Source organism: Stenotrophomonas sp. yr243 (genome assembly GCF_900184195.1).
Taxonomy (GTDB): domain Bacteria; phylum Pseudomonadota; class Gammaproteobacteria; order Xanthomonadales; family Xanthomonadaceae; genus Stenotrophomonas; species Stenotrophomonas lactitubi.
On the sequence record NZ_FXWT01000002.1, the window covers coordinates 58009 to 72028 of the forward strand.

The 14020-nt window shown below is 67.5% G+C and carries 12 protein-coding genes; 7 read left to right on the forward strand and 5 right to left on the reverse strand.

What is annotated here, in order from left to right; all coding sequences use genetic code 11:
• Window positions 1–338: 338 nt before the first annotated feature.
• Complete coding sequence (locus tag QOL57_RS07130) at window positions 339–605, reverse strand: DksA/TraR family C4-type zinc finger protein (protein WP_025879161.1); 267 nt, start codon at window positions 603–605, stop codon at window positions 339–341.
• A 106-nt stretch (window positions 606–711) separates the two neighbouring features.
• The gene (locus tag QOL57_RS07135) at window positions 712–1269 is read right to left on the reverse strand and encodes a DUF2058 domain-containing protein (RefSeq protein WP_089238045.1); all 558 of its coding nucleotides are present in this window, start codon (window positions 1267–1269) and stop codon (window positions 712–714) included.
• Window positions 1270–1330: 61 nt separating this feature from the next.
• Here QOL57_RS07135 and QOL57_RS07140 point away from each other — a divergent pair, with 61 nt between their 5' ends.
• The 3 genes from QOL57_RS07140 to QOL57_RS07150 all read left to right on the forward strand — a co-directional run bounded on the left by QOL57_RS07140 (window position 1331) and on the right by QOL57_RS07150 (window position 4300).
• Entirely contained in the window at window positions 1331–1831 is a 501-nt protein-coding gene (locus QOL57_RS07140) for a M48 family metallopeptidase (RefSeq protein ID WP_059064772.1), read from the forward strand.
• A gap of 46 nt (window positions 1832–1877) precedes the next feature.
• Window positions 1878–2576: an RNA pseudouridine synthase gene (locus QOL57_RS07145; protein ID WP_089236403.1), complete on the forward strand. Its 699-nt coding sequence runs from the start codon at window positions 1878–1880 to the stop codon at window positions 2574–2576.
• A 155-nt stretch (window positions 2577–2731) separates the two neighbouring features.
• Entirely contained in the window at window positions 2732–4300 is a 1569-nt protein-coding gene (locus QOL57_RS07150) for a phospholipase D family protein (protein WP_089236404.1), read from the forward strand.
• Window positions 4301–4303: 3 nt separating this feature from the next.
• On the opposite strand, the gene QOL57_RS07155 is transcribed toward QOL57_RS07150, so the two are convergent.
• Window positions 4304–5383, reverse strand: a complete 1080-nt coding sequence (locus QOL57_RS07155; protein WP_089236405.1) for an HDOD domain-containing protein — start codon at window positions 5381–5383, stop codon at window positions 4304–4306.
• A gap of 269 nt (window positions 5384–5652) precedes the next feature.
• Between QOL57_RS07155 and QOL57_RS07160 the strand changes: the two genes are divergently transcribed.
• Complete coding sequence (locus QOL57_RS07160; protein WP_089236406.1) at window positions 5653–6750, forward strand: Glu/Leu/Phe/Val dehydrogenase dimerization domain-containing protein; 1098 nt, start codon at window positions 5653–5655, stop codon at window positions 6748–6750.
• Window positions 6751–6835: 85 nt separating this feature from the next.
• On the opposite strand, the gene QOL57_RS07165 is transcribed toward QOL57_RS07160, so the two are convergent.
• Window positions 6836–9673: an autotransporter serine protease gene (locus QOL57_RS07165; protein ID WP_089236407.1), complete on the reverse strand. Its 2838-nt coding sequence runs from the start codon at window positions 9671–9673 to the stop codon at window positions 6836–6838.
• 181 nt (window positions 9674–9854) lie between these two features.
• On the opposite strand from QOL57_RS07165, the gene QOL57_RS07170 reads away from it, so the two are divergent.
• From QOL57_RS07170 to QOL57_RS07180, 3 genes are all read left to right on the forward strand, one after another.
• A complete protein-coding gene (locus tag QOL57_RS07170) occupies window positions 9855–11030 on the forward strand; it encodes a thiolase family protein (RefSeq protein ID WP_089236408.1) in 1176 nt (391 codons plus the stop codon).
• 124 nt (window positions 11031–11154) lie between these two features.
• Window positions 11155–11496 carry a hypothetical protein gene (locus QOL57_RS07175; RefSeq protein WP_089236409.1) on the forward strand — a complete coding sequence of 114 codons (342 nt, stop codon included), beginning with the start codon at window positions 11155–11157 and terminating at the stop codon, window positions 11494–11496.
• A gap of 149 nt (window positions 11497–11645) precedes the next feature.
• Window positions 11646–12056, forward strand: a complete 411-nt coding sequence (locus QOL57_RS07180) for a hypothetical protein (RefSeq protein WP_089236410.1) — start codon at window positions 11646–11648, stop codon at window positions 12054–12056.
• 306 nt (window positions 12057–12362) lie between these two features.
• Here the strand turns inward: QOL57_RS07180 and QOL57_RS07185 are convergent, their stop codons facing one another.
• Window positions 12363–14000 carry an acyl-CoA dehydrogenase family protein gene (locus QOL57_RS07185; protein ID WP_089236411.1) on the reverse strand — a complete coding sequence of 546 codons (1638 nt, stop codon included), beginning with the start codon at window positions 13998–14000 and terminating at the stop codon, window positions 12363–12365.
• Window positions 14001–14020 lie beyond the last annotated feature (20 nt).

The window sequence follows — 14020 nt, forward strand, 5'->3', positions numbered from 1 at the left end:
GGTGGGTGTCGACCTTGGTCGACACGTAGATCCACGCCATGCGTGGATGTTTTTCGATCAATTGTCGAAATATTCGATTTCGATGGAGATTCATCCACGCATGGCGTGGATCTACCAGACATCGGGAAACTGTCGAAGGTGGGGCGGTGTCGGATTGCGGGGTGTCAGCCGCATGGATGCGGCTGCCAAGCCCCCAGGGATGGGTTTACGGCGTCCCCGCAATCCGACACCGCCCCGCCACCCCACGGAATGCCAGCTTTTGCTGTTGCTTTTGCTGTTGCCTTTGCCTTGGTTTGAAGGCCTCGGCGGGTGCAGGGCGCAGCCCTGCCGAACCCCCCTTACCGCAACTGGCTGTCCTTGCTACCGCGCCGGTTGTAGCCACTCTGCGCCTGTTCCTCTTCGTCGTGCGCCTGCTGGCAGTTCACGCACAGCCGAACCCCAGGCACCGCCTGACGACGCGCCAACGGAATCGGCGCGTCGCACTCCTCACAGTGTTCCAGACCCGGGCCCTGGCGCAGCTGGCGCCGCGCGCGGGCAATCGCATCGTCGACGGTGGCGTCGATCTGGTCCTGGACCGCGCCATCTCCGGCCCAACCGGTAGCCATGGCCATCCTCCGCAGGGGTGTCGCCTGATATGGGGACAATACACCCCGCCGCAATCGGTAGCGCCGGGCCATGCCCGGCGGACGCTGCGGCCGGTTCAGCGCCGCCTTACCAGACCAGGTCGTCGGGAACCTGGAACTGCGCGTAGTAGGCGTCGTCCTCGGCGTTGCCGGTGGAGATCTCGGCGCTGGAGCCGGGCGTGCCATGGTCGACGATGATGGCTTCCGGGGCGCGTTCACGCACTTTTTCAGCCGCCGCGCGTGGCAGCACCGCGTAGCTGTCGCCATGGGCCACGATGACCAGCACGCCCACCGACAACGCCTTGCGCAGTTTGGTATCGATCAACAGGGTACGGATCACCGCGCCATCGCTGAATCGGTACTCGTCCTCGCCTTTGTGCGGCACGGCGTGGGCCGCGATGATCTGTTTCGCCTGCGCCTTCTGTTCAGCCAGCTTGGCCTGCGCGTTGCGTTCGGCGGCCAGCGCGCGGTCGCGCTCGACCTTCTCGGCGCGAGCGCGTTCAGCTTCACGCTGGACTTCCGCCGACGTCGACTCGGCCTTGCCCTGGCGGGCCTTGGCCTGTTCACGCGCGGCGGCGCTGGCCTGCGACTTCTTGGCCAGGCCGGCCTTGAGCAATTGTTCCTGCAGCGCGTTGGGCTTTGCCATGGTCGATACGTACCGCGTGTAATCTGGATGCCCCATTCTACCGACGCGCCGACGCCCCTGCATGGCTGTCCTGAAGTACCTCACCGGCTACCCCGAACCCCTGGTCGCCCAGGTCAGCGACCTGCTGGCACAGGGCAAGCTCGGCCCCTGGCTGCAGCAGCGCTACCCGGACCCGCATGAGGTGCGCAGCGACCGCCAGCTGTACGACTACACCCAGGACATGAAGGACCGCTACCTGCGCAAGTCGGTGCCGCTCAACAAGGTCTGCTACGACAACACGCTGGAAGTCATCAAGCATGCCCTGGGCACCCACACCGCCATTTCCCGGGTACACGGTGGCCGGCTCAAGGCCAGCCGCGAGATCCGCATCGCTACCGTGTTCCGGCAGGCGCCAGCCGCCTTCCTGCGCATGATCGTGGTGCACGAACTGGCGCATCTGAAGGAGGCCGACCACAACAAGGCCTTCTACCAGCTGTGCCAGCACATGGAGCCCGATTACCTGCAGCTGGAGTTCGATACCCGGCTGTACCTGACCGAGCTGGCCAACCGTGGCCAGCGCTGAAACGGCGTAGCGGCTACACTGCGCGCCCCCTGCCCGACCTTTCGCCATGGAACCGACCCGACTCGACAAACGCCTGTCCGCCCTGCTCGGCATCCCGCGTGGTGAAGCGCGGCGCTATATCGAGGGCGGCTGGGTCAGCGTCGACGGCGAGGTGGTGGAACAACCGCAGCGCCCGGTGGACGAGAGCGCCAGCATCGTGGTGGCCGAGCAGGCCAGCGACAGCAAGGCCGAGCGCGCCAGCATGCTGCTGCACAAGCCGGCCGGCGTGCCGGCCGATGCCCTTTGCGCGCTGATCCGCACCGAGACCCGCAGCGAGCTGGATGCCAGTGACATCCGTCCGCTGCAGCGGCACTTCCACGGCCTGCAGCTGGCCTCCTCGCTGCCGGCCGACGACAACGGGCTGGTGGTGGTCAGCCAGGATCCGGCCGTGCTCGCGCACCTGCAGCGGAACCTGGGCCGCACCGAACAGGAGTATCTGGTGGAAGTGGCCGAAGGCGGCCCGGAACGTGGCCCGTGGCTGATGGCCCGGCTGCAGCATGAAGCCGGTGGCCCCAAGGTCAGCTGGCAGAGCGAGCAGCGCCTGCGCTTTGCAGGCAAGGGGCTGACCGCGAGAGGACTGAGGACTGCGGTGACGGCTGCCGGCCTGCAGGTTGTGGCGGTGCGCCGCCTGCGCATCGGCCGGGTCGCGCTGGGCCCGCTGGCCGTGGGCGAGTGGCGCTATCTGGGCAGCGACGAGCGGTTCTGAGTCACGCGCTTCATCCACGCGTGGCGTGGATCTACTGATGGTGCTTCATCCACGCATGGCGTGGATCTACTGATGGCGATTCATCCACGCATGGCGTGGATCTACTTCCAGGCGTTGCGTGGATCTACGCGCGGCGTGGAACTACCATCGGCGTCATGAGTCTGCGCAAACCCCTATGGCGGCGTCTGCTGCGCGTCGCCGCGATCATCATCGCTGCCCTGCTTCTGCTGGTCCTGTCCGGCCTGCTGCTGGCCGACCACCTGGCCCCGCAGGCGCGCGGCGAGGCCTCGCAGGTGCTGCCACTGCAGCCTGCGCAGACGCCCATCGATCGACAGATCATGCCCCTGCAGGCTGCCCATCCGGGGCAATCCGGCGTGGCCTTCCTCAGCGATGGCATGGATGCGTTCGCCGCCCGCGCGATGATCACCGAACATGCCGGCCGCAGCCTGGACCTGCAGTACTACATCTGGCACGACGACCTGATCGGCCACCTGATGGCCAAGGCGCTGTACGACGCTGCCGAACGTGGCGTGCGCGTGCGCATCCTGCTCGATGACATGAACGCCAAGGACAAGGATGCGCTGATGATGGCGCTCGATGCGCATCCCAACATCGAGCTTCGCCTGTACAACCCGTTCCGCAACCGCAGCGGCATCGCCCGCACGCTGGAGCTGGTGCAACGCGCCTTCAGCGTGAACCACCGCATGCACAACAAGAGCTGGATCGCCGATGGGCGCATCGCCATCGTCGGCGGCCGCAACATCGGTGAAGAATATTTCAGCGCGCGCAGCGATGTGAACTTCCAGGACCTGGACCTGGTGGTGGCCGGCCCGGCCGTGCAGCAGGCCAACCAGATCTTCGACGACTACTGGAACAGCGACGCGGCGATTCCGATCTCGGCGCTGGCGACCTACACCGATGCGCAGCTGCGCCAGCTGGTACGCCAGTCCGATCTGGACGCGCTGCATGCGCAGGCGCAACCGTACCTGCAGCGCGTGGCCGAGTCGCGCCAGCGCCAGCGCGCCAGCCCCGAGCCGCTGCACTGGAGCACGCAGGTACGGGTCCTCTCCGATCCACCGATGAAGCACCACGGCGATGCGCATGACGACTGGCTGGTCACCGCGCTGGTCCGGCAGCTGCAGTCGACGCGCTACAAGGCACTGTTGATCTCGCCGTACTTCGTGCCCGGCAGCGAAGGGCTGGACGGCCTCTCGGCAATGGCTAGGCGGGGCGCCCAGGTCGGCGTGGTGACCAACTCACTGGCGGCCAACGATGTGGCTGCCGTGCACGGTGGTTACATGGGCTACCGGGTGCCGCTGCTGAAGGCCGGCGTGCAGCTGTACGAACTGAAGGCGAGCGGCCAGACCGGTGACAGCAGCCTGTTCGGCAGCAGTGGCGCCAGCCTGCACACCAAGGCATTGCTGGTCGACGACCAACGCGGGTTCGTCGGATCGTTCAACCTCGATCCGCGTTCGGCCTATCTCAACACCGAGATGGGCGTGCTGTTCGACGACCCGGTGCTGGGCGCGCAGCTGCGTGCGGAATACCTGCGCCTGGCCAGCCCGGAACACAGCTGGTGGCTGGCACTGGGCACTGATGACGAACTGCGCTGGCTGCAGCGCGAGCCGCCACCGCATTGGGTCGAAGCCGAGCCCGGCAGCAGCCTCGGCAAGCGCTGGACGGCGCGGGTGATCAGTTGGTTGCCGCTGGAATCGCAGCTGTAACGATCAGCGGGCGGGCCCTTCGCCATCGCCGTGCAGGCTCTCGTCCAGGGTCTCCACATTGCGCCCGTGCAGGCGCCGCCAGATCCAGCGCAGCGCGTGCGGCGGCGCTGCCGGCAACTGCTCCAGCAAGGCCAGCATGCGGCCTTGGCTGGCATGCCCGTGCCGACACAGCAGGCTGGCCGCCGCAGCGGCGCTGGCCAGTCGCAGGCTGTCGGCCAGCGGACCGTCAGCGTCAGGCGCCAGGGCCTGATGCACCGGTTCGGGCAGTTCCCAGGCGGCAGCCACCCGCTGTGCCAGCGGTAGTGACCACTGCTGCAGCAACTGCAGGGCCAGCGCGGGCTCCACCTCTTCGCCGCGCGCCTGCGCTTCCTGCAGCAGTTGGCGCATGACCAGCGCCGCGCCCAGGCCCTGCACCAGGCCCAGCCATTGCGCAGCGAAGGCATCGCCGAAGGTGACCGTGCGTGCGTGGTCGGCGGCCGCGCGTGAAGCCAGCAGCGCGTGCTCCCAGATGATCGAACTGAACTGCGGGAACACCTCGCACTGCACCTGCATCACCGGCTGCACCAGCACGGCACTGATGATCTGCCGAACCCCTTCGGTGCCGACCAGGGTCACCGCCCGCTGCAGGCTTTCCACAGGCCGCTCGTGCACCTTGTAGGCCGGGCTGTTGGCGATCCGCAGCAGGTTGCCGGTCAGCACCGGATCCTGGCCGATGATCGCGGCCATCACCCGCGCCGATGCAACGTCGTCATTGACCGTCTGGATCAGCTGCGGCAGCAGTTGCGGACGCCGCGGCAGCTGCCGGGTAGCCCAGTCACGGTCCTGCAGCGCGCGGTCCACCGCCTCGGCCAGACCCGACGCGCTGACCGCGGTCGGTTCGCCGGCCAAGCGCGGATACAGGGCCAGTGCATGCAGCCCGCGCTGCAGGTGAGCGGCGACCTCGGCCGCCGGCAAGGCGTCACCCTGCAGGCTGGCCGCCGCCGCGGCCACGGCCTGGCGGGGGGCTGCGGCCAGACGTGCCGGGGCCTGCCCGGTCAGCTGCGACAGCCAACGCAGCACAGATCGCCACCACGCTGCGGTCATCGCCGCCCATCCTGTCGTTTTCCTGCTGCTGCCACTGCCTGCGCCTTCATCACATCCGGCCACCTGCCGTCGTCGCAGCATCGGCCGCACTTTCATCTTCTTTAACCCGGGCGCTTCCTGCGTCGACGGCATATCCCGGGCGAATGGACTAGAATGGCGCCGCGCGACCCGTCCCCCTGTACCGACGACGTCGCTTTTTTTGTTTTCGGACCCTACCGTTCATTGGCAGTTCGCCGCAGTTCACCGCAGATCGCGCCATCGGAGACCCCATGCTATTCGAAACCCTCGCAACCACCGGCCACGAACAGGTGGTGTTCTGCCACAACCAGGATGCCGGCCTGTGGGCGATCATCGCCATCCACAACACCACCCTGGGCCCCGCCCTGGGCGGGGTGCGCATGCGCCCCTACGCCAGCACCGACGATGCGCTGGCCGATGTGCTGCGGCTGAGCCGCACGATGACCTACAAGAATGCGCTGGCCGGTCTCAATGTCGGTGGCGGCAAGGCGGTGATCATCGGCGACCCCAAGGTCGACAAGACCGAAGTGCTGTTCCGCGCCTTCGGCCGCTACGTCGATTCGCTGGGCGGTCGCTACATCACCGCCGAGGATGTCGGTACCGACGTCAACGACATGGAGAACATCTACCTGGAGAGCCAGTTCGTCACCGGCGTGCACCAGGTCCATGGCGGCTCGGGTGATCCCGCTCCGTTCACCGCCTATGGCGCGCTGCAGGCGCTGATGGCCTCGATGCGCTTCAAGTTCGGCCATGAGGAAGTGGGCAAGACCAGCATCGCGGTGCAGGGCCTGGGCCATATCGGCATGGAACTGGTGAAGCTGCTGCGCGACCGTGGCGCCAAGCTGTATGTCACCGATCTGGACAGCGCGCTGGTGGATCGTGCGGTCAACGATTTCGGCGCCGAGGCCGTCAAGCCGGACGAGATCCACGAGGTGAATGCTGATGTGTTCGCGCCGTGTGCGCTGGAAGGCGCGATCAACGCCGACACCCTGCCGCGGATCAAGGCGAAGATCATCTGCGGCACCGCCAACAACCAGCTGTCCAGCCTGGAGATCGGCGACGAGCTGCATGCGCGCGGCATCCTGTATGCGCCTGACTACGCGGTCAACGCCGGTGGCGTGATGAACGTGTCGCTGGAAATCGACGGTTACAACCGCGAGCGCGCGATGCGGCTGATCCGCAGCATCTACCACAACCTGACGCGCATCTTCGAACTGTCGCAGCGCGAGAACATCGCCCCGCAGCGCGCGGCTGACCGGATCGCCGAAGCGCGCATCCTGTCGATCGGCAAGCTGAAGATGCCGCTGGGCCGCAGCACGCCGCGCCTGGGCAACCTGCGCGGCGGCTGATCGCCGCCCTCGCGAACCGTGCGCGTGCCGACCGTGGGTCGGCAGCGCCGGATGAACGCGCCGGGCAGCAGGCCCGGCGCTACGATCAGAAGCCCGTGCTGTAGCGCAGCGCCGCCTGCCGTGCATCATTGCCACCCACGCGCTGGTCGATACCCAGGCTCAGGCGGCCATTGCGGCCCCACCACGATTCCAGCGCCAGGCCGAACAAGGCACTGCCACGCGGTGCGTCGACACCGGCCAACGGCGCCCAGGCATCAACGCCAACGAAACTTGCCTGCCAGGCCTGCTCACTGCCATCCAGCCGTTGTTGCCATTCGGCATGGCCACGCAGGGTCCAACGACCCCACTGCCGCTCGCCGCGCAGGCCCGCCAGCATCTGGCTGCGCTGTGCACGTGACGCCTCCCCGCGCAGGCCGAAGCCGAAGCCGCCCTGCTCGTTGAAGCCATCGGTATCCAGGCGCGTGCTGCTGGCCCCCAGGTACGGGGTCAACGACGCACCGATGCGGCCGAAACGATAGCCGCCTTCGACACTGGCACTGCTGAAACGCCCGCCGTAGCGCGCGGACACACCGTAGGCACCGGCGCCCAGCAGCAACTGGCGGTCCAGCTCACGGGTGAACTGGCCGGTACCGAACTGGGCCAGCGCGTAGCCACGCCCCAGGTTCCAGCCGGCATACAACTGCGCCTGCGCCTGGCGGTCGCGACCACGATCGCCACTGAAGTTGCTGCCGCCGTTGCTGCGGGTTTCGCCGAAGGCCATGCCCAGCAGACCATTGCTGCCCAGTGCCACGTCCTGGCCTGCCATCCAGCCCTGGCTGTCGGCGCCGTTGCCGGCAAAGCTGCCCTGCCCTGCTTCGCCCAGCGCGCTCTGCCAGGCGCCACGCAGCTTCGGCGCTGCCTGCACGCGGTCGAAGCGCTCGGCAACCGCGCGGCGCGACATGTCCACACTGTCGAAGGTCGACGCTTCAGCACGCGCATGCGCCTGTCCGGACAGACTCTCCAGGCTCGCCGACAGGCCATCGGTCCCGCCCGCCGTACGCTGCAGCGCGCCGGCGGCCGCACCGAATGCCGAACCCTGCAGGTTCGCGTTGCGGTCCAGCGCGGTGAATGCCGACGCCACCCGCAGTGCCGATGCCTGTGCATTGGCGCCCAGGCCGGACGCAGCGGCGGAAACGTTGACCTGGGTCAGGTCCATCCACGCGTCGTTGCTGCCATAGCCGTACTGTGCCTGCAGCAGGGTCAGGCCGTTGGCGCCGGTGTTGGCCACCGGTGTGGTGAACGTACCGTTGATACCGCCGTTGGCATGGATCAGGCCCTGGCGGCTGCCGACCTGCGGCACATAGCCGGAAACGATGCCATCGACCACCACGCCACCGGCCAGGCGTGCGGTGCCGGTCACCTGCAGCGGGTTCACGCCCAGCGCGACGATCAGCTGCGCATCCGGTCGCTGGCTGTAATTGCCTTCGATGGTCGCGGTGGTGTTGGCATTGACCAGCACCACGCTGGCGCCGTTGTCGACGTTGCCGATCACCCGCGGCGTGCCCGGCATGAACTGCAGGCCGGCCATCGAGGCACCGCCGGCACCGGAGATGCTGACGTTGGAACGGATCACAGCGCCGCCCCGCAGGGCCAGGCTGCCGCGCTCGATGCGGGTGGCACCGCTGTAGCTGTTGTTGCCGCTCAGTTCCAGCCGGCCATCGCCGCGCTTGACCAGGCCGCCAGTGCCGGCGATGTCGTTGCTCCAGATCGAGCCTGAGGAAGGCGCATCGACATTGACCGTGACATCGCCCCAGTCGAAGCGGCCGGGACCGTTCACCGCCTTGCCGATGTTGAGCATGCCGTAGCCGTAGATCGGATCGACGCCCGGCGCGCCGATGTCGGTGGCGGTGCCGAGCAGGGTCTGCCGCACCAGGTCGTTGTCGAAGTACGGGTAGCGCTGCCAGACCAGCGCCGCGGCACCGGAGATCAGCGGCGCGGCGAAGGACGTGCCGTAGTTCCACAGGTATTTGCCGGTACCCGGCTCCGGGAACACCGCGCTGCCGGGAGCGGTCAGGCAGTAGCGTGCGGCGTCGCCACAGGCATTGGCCCACGGTGCACGCTCACCGGGCTTGTTCGGATCGATCGCGGTGGCCACCAGCCAGCCTTTTTCCAGATCGGCTGCCGGCAGCGATCCGCCGACGCCACGCTGGCTGGGCAGCGCGGCCACGCTGCTGGGCTGGTCGCGCCCCTCGTTGCCTGCGGCGAACACCACCAGGCCACCGTGATTGATGATGAAGGGGCGGTATTCGGCCGCGACCTGCGCGGTGGTGCCGAGGTCGGTCCAGTACAGGCCACCCCAGGAATTGTTCATCACCTTCACGCCGTAGTTGATCAGGTCCTGGTGGACCCCGGCCACGCCCAGCGTGCCGCTGAAGGAATTGCCCTTGCCGCTGCCGTCATCCTTGGGCGTGGTGTCGGAAATGATCCGTGCCGAGACGATCTCCGCACCCGGTGCGATGCCGCCGGGCCAGACGCCCACCGATGCACCGGCGGCCAGGCTGGCGACGGCCGTGCCATGACCAAGCACGTCATCGACGTTGAGATTGTTGCGGCTCGGGTCGATGTAGTTGAGGTTGGCCACTACCCGTCCGTTCAGCGCTTCAGCGTTGCGCAGCACGCCCGAATCGACGATGCCGATGCGCACGCCGCGGCCGGTCGCTCCAGTGACCTGTGCGGCACGCGCGTTGGTCTGTGCCAGATGCGCATCCACAGCCGGTTCCAGCGGCTTGGACGCGGGAGGTGGGGTGACCGGGGGCGTGACCGGCGGCGTGGTTGGTGGCGGGTCGATGCGCACGTTGCTGCCGCCCCCTCCACCGCCACACGCCGACAGCGCCACCGCCAGCGCCGATGCCAGGACCGACCTTCCCATCGTCTTACGTTCCATCGTTTCCTTCCCATGAACGTTGGCCTGCCGCCATCCGGGCAGGCATCCAGTACTGCCCAGCGGCAGTCTTCGCCGACCCTCTATACTGAGCCGACCCCCACGCAGTCTGCCGGGAAACGGCGCCGCTTCCAACGCCCGTCGTCTCCTTTCCGAATATTGCTCACGCATCAACGAGATTGCCATGTCCAACATCGTCATCGCCGCCGCCAAGCGCACCGCCATCGGCTCCTTCCTCGGCCAGTTCAACGGCGTTCCGACCCCGACCCTCGGCGCGGCCGCCATCGCCGCCGCGCTGGAACAGTCGGGCGTTCCTGCCAGCGACGTCTCCGAAGTCCTGATGGGCTGCGTGCTGCCGGCCAATCTCGGCCAGGCGCCTGCCCGCCAGGCAGCGATCACCGCCGGCATCCCGCTGTCGGTCGGCGCGACCACCCTCAACAAGGTCTGCGGTTCGGGCATGAAGGCCATCATGCTCGGTCATGACCTGATCAAGGCCGGCTCGGCCAAGGTCGTGGTCGCCGGTGGAATGGAATCGATGTCCAACGCCCCGCACCTGCTGCCCAACTCGCGCACCGGCAACCGTTTCGGCAACTTCCAGGCGGTGGACCACATGGCCCACGACGGCCTGGTCAATGCCTATGACGGCAAGGCCATGGGCGAATTCGCCGAATGCGCCGTGGACAAGTACCAGTTCACCCGCGAAGAGCAGGACGCTTACTCCATCGAATCGGTCAAGCGCGCACAGGCAGCCCAGGCCAACGGCGCGTTCGCCGACGAAATCGTTGCGGTGAAGGTCGCCACCCGCAAGGGTGAAGTCGAGGTCGCCAGCGACGAACAGCCCGGCCGTTCGGACATCGCCAAGATCCCGACCCTGCGCCCGGCCTTCAAGAAGGACGGCAGCGTGACCGCCGCCAGTTCCTCCAGCATTTCCGATGGCGCCGCCGCCGTGGTCCTGCTGACCGAAGAAGATGCTGCCGCGCGCGGCCTGCAGCCGCTGGCGCGCATCGTCGGCCATGCCACCCATTCGCAGGAACCGGAGTGGTTCACCACCGCCCCGATCGGCGCCATCCACACCCTGCTGGAGAAGACCGGCTGGTCGCTGGACCAGATCGATCTGTTCGAAATCAACGAGGCGTTTGCCGTGGTGGCGATGGCACCGATGCGCGAACTGGGCATCCCGCACGACAAGCTCAACGTGAATGGCGGTGCCTGCGCGCTGGGCCATCCCATCGGTGCCTCCGGCGCACGCCTGGTGGTCACCCTGGTCAACGCATTGCGCACGCGCGGCGGCAAGCGCGGCATTGCCACCCTGTGCATCGGCGGCGGCGAAGCGACGGCTATCGCCATCGAGTTGATCTGAAAGGGTTTAACGTCTATTTCGCAAAAATGAATGCGGGATCGCTTGACACCCAATCTTGGCTTGTCATCATGTTGTCGGCGCGCAGCATGCGCGTTGCCTAATTCTAACGACGAGGATTTACACAATGAGCATCAACAAGCTGCTGGTCGCGATGTCCCTGGCTCTGGCCCTGGCCGCCTGCTCGAAGCAGGAAGCTGCCCAGGACGCCGCTGCTTCGGCCAACCAGGCCGCCACCGAAGCCCAGGCTGCTGCCGACCAGGCCGCCGCTGCTGGCGCCCAGACCGCCGACGCTGCCCAGCAGGCCGCTGACACCGCCGCCACCGCTGCTGACGCTTCGGTTGACGCCGCTGCCCAGGCTGCTGGCGCTGCCACCGACGCTGCTGCCGGCGCTGCTGCCGACGCTGCCAAGGCTGCTGAAGGCACCGCCGAGAAGGCCAAGGACGCTGCTGAAGAAGCCAAGAAGTAATAACTTCTTTCTTCAAGCTGTTCTGAAGAAGCCGCTGGTTCGCCAGCGGCTTTTTCTTTGCGCGCAGTTCCGTGTGCAGGTCACCACCACGTCTTCACAACGGTATGAATAGGCTGGCGTCCCCATCCATTGCAGTACCGGAGACCGCCATGAAGATTCGCCCGCTGACCACCACCCTGCTGGCCGCCTCCCTGCTGCTTGCACTGGCTGCCTGCAAGGGCCCGGAAGCCGAACAGGCCAAGCAGGATGCCGCGCAGGCCGCCGACAGCGCCGGTGCCGCCGCACGCGATGCCGTCGACAAGGCCGCCGCAGCCACCCGTGACGCCGCCGACAAGACCGCCGCCGCCTCCGAGCAGGCTGCCGCCGACACCCAGCAGGCGCTGGACAGCGCCGCCGCCGCCACCGCCAACGCGGCCGACAAGGCCAAGGTCGCAGCGACCGATGCCGCCGCGCACGCCAGCGACGCCACTGCCGATGCCGCGCAGAAGGTTGCCGACAAGGCTCGCGACGTGGCCGACGACGCCAAGGCCACCGCCGCCAAGGAAGAAGCCAAGCACTAAGGCCTTCGCGTTCGCCGGGCACGGCCCGGCGCTACCGGAAAAGCCGAGCACGGGCTCAGCTCTACAGGAAAAGCCGCGGCATCGCCGCGGCTTTTCTGCTTTTCGCTTCTTCTGTTGATTCCGTGCTGGGCGCGCACGGAAACCGTCCAAGGCCGCGCGGGTGGGCTGCGCAGGGGCGTAAGCGCCATGGATGGCGCGCCCGAGCCTACAGGGACGTATTCACGGCGCCCCCTGCGCAGCCCACCCGCGCGGCCCTGCCCATGCTCCTGCAGCGCCCACCACGAGGGGCTTCGCCGTTGGCCACCACTACGGCAACGCGCGCGCCAGCATCCCCGCCACATCCACCCCGGCCGGCAGCGTGCCGAATGCCAACCCATGTTCGCCCTGCAGCCGGCTGCGGATGAATGCTTCTGCCATAGGACTGCGTGCACGCAGCAACAACGCCGCCTGCAGCAGCAAGGCCGTGCGTTCGCAGAACACCCGCGCCTGTGCCTCCTCCGGTGCCGCCGCATCGCGCCACTGCTGCAGCGCCGCCGCATAGCGCGCATCACGGTCGGATACCGCCTCCAGTTCACCGCGCAGTGCCGCCAGCACCTCCGGTTCGCGCGCCAGCGCGCGCAGCACATCCAGGCACTGGATGTTGCCGCTGCCCTCCCAGATCGAATTCAACGGCGCCTGCCGGTACAGCCGCGGCAACATCGATTCCTCCACGTAGCCGGCACCGCCCAGGCACTCCTGTGCTTCGTTGACGAACGCAGGCGCACGCTTGCATATCCAGTACTTGCCCAATGCCGTACCCAGCCGCGCAAGTGCGGCCTCGGCCGGATCGCTACCGGCGTGATCGACCGCGCGCGCGATACGCATCGCCAGCACCGTGGCGGCTTCCGACTCCAGCGCCAGATCGGCCAGCACGTTGGCCATCAGCGGATGGTCCATCAGCGGCTTTCCAAAGGTGCGTCGATGCCGTGCGTGGTGCAGCGCCTGTGCCAGCGCCATGCGCATTTCCGCCGCAGCGCCCAGCATGCAGTCCAGCCGGGTCATCATCACCATGCCGATGATGGTGGCCACGCCACGCCCTTCCTCGCCCACCCGCCAGGCCTGTGCACCGCAGAACTCCACTTCACTGGAGGCGTTGGCCCAGTCGCCCAGCTTGTCCTTCAAGCGCATCAGGCGGAACGCATTGCGATCGCCGTCGGCCAGCCGCCGCGGCATCAACAGGCAGGTCAATCCGGCCGGCGCCTGCGCCAGTACCAGGAAGCCATCGCACATCGGTGCGGAAAAGAACCACTTGTGCCCGACCAGTCGATAGCGCTCGCCATCGATGGGTTCGGCGCGGGTGGTGTTGGCGCGCACGTCCGAGCCGCCCTGCTTCTCGGTCATGCCCATGCCCAGGGTGATGCCGGCCTTGTCGGCCACCGGCACATCACGCGGGTCGTATACCGGTGCGGCGGCCTTGCGCGACCACTCGGCCAGATGCGGCTGCCCGCGCAGCACGGCTACCGCTGCATGAGTCATGGTCAACGGGCAGCTGGTGCCTGCCTCGGCCTGGTGGTGCAGGTAGCTCAGTGCAGCGCGCGCGACATGGGCGCCGGGCTGCGGCTCATGCCAGGACAACCCGGCAACGCCGTGCTCCTTCGCCGTCTGCATCAGCTGGTGGTACGCCGGATGGAATTCCACGGTATCGATGCGATGGCCCTGCGCATCGTGCGTGCGAAGGCGTGGGCGGTCGCGGTTGGCGTCGAAGCCGATGCGGTACAGCTCGTCCCCGGCCAGCCCTCCATACACCGCCAGGCGTGGCGCGAACGCTGCTGCACCCTCGCGCTGTACGGCCTCCATCAGTGCGATGTCGTCGGTCCACAACTGGCGACCGGCGAACGGTGGCGGCTGGTTGAGCACCACGTGGGTTTCGTAGGGAGCGCTGCTGTTGAAGCTCGGTCCACTCATCGGTTCCTTCCCCGCCGGCA

Excerpts from the sequence above, each read along its gene's own strand:
- QOL57_RS07130 (WP_025879161.1), bottom strand. The coding sequence starts at position 605 with ATGGCTACCGGTTGGGCCGGAGATGGCGCGGTCCAGGACCAGATCGAC.
- QOL57_RS07135 (WP_089238045.1), bottom strand. The coding sequence starts at position 1,269 with ATGGCAAAGCCCAACGCGCTGCAGGAACAATTGCTCAAGGCCGGCCTG.
- QOL57_RS07140 (WP_059064772.1), top strand. The coding sequence starts at position 1,331 with ATGGCTGTCCTGAAGTACCTCACCGGCTACCCCGAACCCCTGGTCGCC.
- QOL57_RS07145 (WP_089236403.1), top strand. The coding sequence starts at position 1,878 with ATGGAACCGACCCGACTCGACAAACGCCTGTCCGCCCTGCTCGGCATC.
- QOL57_RS07150 (WP_089236404.1), top strand. The coding sequence starts at position 2,732 with ATGAGTCTGCGCAAACCCCTATGGCGGCGTCTGCTGCGCGTCGCCGCG.
- QOL57_RS07155 (WP_089236405.1), bottom strand. The coding sequence starts at position 5,383 with ATGACCGCAGCGTGGTGGCGATCTGTGCTGCGTTGGCTGTCGCAGCTG.
- QOL57_RS07160 (WP_089236406.1), top strand. The coding sequence starts at position 5,653 with ATGCTATTCGAAACCCTCGCAACCACCGGCCACGAACAGGTGGTGTTC.
- QOL57_RS07165 (WP_089236407.1), bottom strand. The coding sequence starts at position 9,673 with ATGGAACGTAAGACGATGGGAAGGTCGGTCCTGGCATCGGCGCTGGCG.
- QOL57_RS07170 (WP_089236408.1), top strand. The coding sequence starts at position 9,855 with ATGTCCAACATCGTCATCGCCGCCGCCAAGCGCACCGCCATCGGCTCC.
- QOL57_RS07175 (WP_089236409.1), top strand. The coding sequence starts at position 11,155 with ATGAGCATCAACAAGCTGCTGGTCGCGATGTCCCTGGCTCTGGCCCTG.
- QOL57_RS07180 (WP_089236410.1), top strand. The coding sequence starts at position 11,646 with ATGAAGATTCGCCCGCTGACCACCACCCTGCTGGCCGCCTCCCTGCTG.
- QOL57_RS07185 (WP_089236411.1), bottom strand. The coding sequence starts at position 14,000 with ATGAGTGGACCGAGCTTCAACAGCAGCGCTCCCTACGAAACCCACGTG.